The sequence below is a fragment of the Mycobacterium sp. E2699 genome (assembly GCF_001666745.1).
Taxonomy (GTDB): Bacteria; Actinomycetota; Actinomycetes; order Mycobacteriales; family Mycobacteriaceae; genus Mycobacterium.
In genome coordinates, this window is sequence record NZ_LZJH01000044.1 from 1 (window position 1) to 868 (window position 868).

Annotated in this window: 2 protein-coding genes; one reads left to right on the forward strand and one right to left on the reverse strand. The window is 62.4% G+C overall.

Annotation, left to right across the window (positions count from 1 at the left end; translation table 11 throughout):
* On the forward strand, positions 1 to 159 hold a 159-nt coding region (locus tag A5696_RS05645; protein WP_197516895.1), incomplete at its 5' end, for a class I SAM-dependent methyltransferase.
* Between the two features lie 37 nt (positions 160 to 196).
* Here the strand turns inward: A5696_RS05645 and A5696_RS05650 are convergent.
* Positions 197 to 868, reverse strand: a 672-nt coding sequence (locus tag A5696_RS05650; RefSeq protein ID WP_067874712.1) for a class I SAM-dependent methyltransferase, incomplete at its 5' end; no start/stop codon positions are given.

An 868-nucleotide genomic window follows, 5' to 3' on the forward strand; every position in this document is an offset into this window, starting at 1 on the left:
CTCAATATGTGGGCGGCGAATTTAGCGGCGAACCGGGAAAAGGCGATCGCCATCCAGTCCCAGGAGGTCTACGACCGCTATATGCACTACCTGACGGGGTGTGAAAACTTCTTCCTGAAGGGCATCAGCAACGTCGGCCAGTTCACGCTGGCCAAGTAAGTAGCGCACCGCTGGCCGGGCGCTCCCAGGCGCCCGGCTACTTCTCGCAGGTGAATTGGTTGACGTCGGTGTAGCCCTCGCGGAACAGCTTGGCGCAGCCGGTGAGGTACTTCATGTACCGGTCGTAGACCTCTTGGGACTGGATGGCGAGCGCCGTCTCCTTGTTCGCCTCGAGGGCCGCGGGCGCCAATTTCAGAATGTCTTCCTGCGCCGGCAACTGCCCGCCGGGAAAGATCTGGGTGTAGATGAATCGCGTGAACCGCACGTCGCTCATGGTCAGCGAGACGCCGAGCTCGTGCAGCTGTTTTTGGGAATGCGCGAGAATCGTGTGCAGCAGCATGCTGCCGTCGGCCGGCAGCACTTCGTAGGCCATCTTGAAGAAGCGGCCCCAGCGCTGCCGCCCGAAATGCTCGAAAGCGCCGATGGAGACGATGCGGTCGACCGGCTCGTGGAACTTCTCCCAGCCCTCCAGGAGCACTTGGCGGCCGCGGTGGGTGTCCATCTCGTCGAACATCTTCTGCACGTGGGCGGCCTGATTCTCCGACAGCGTCAGGCCCACGACGTTCACGTCGTACTTCTCGATGGCGCGCCTCATGGTGGCGCCCCAGCCACACCCGATGTCCAGCAGCGTCATGCCCGGCTCGAGGTTGAGCTTGCTCAGCGACAGGTCGATCTTGGCGATTTGGGCTTCCTCGAGCGTCATGTCGTC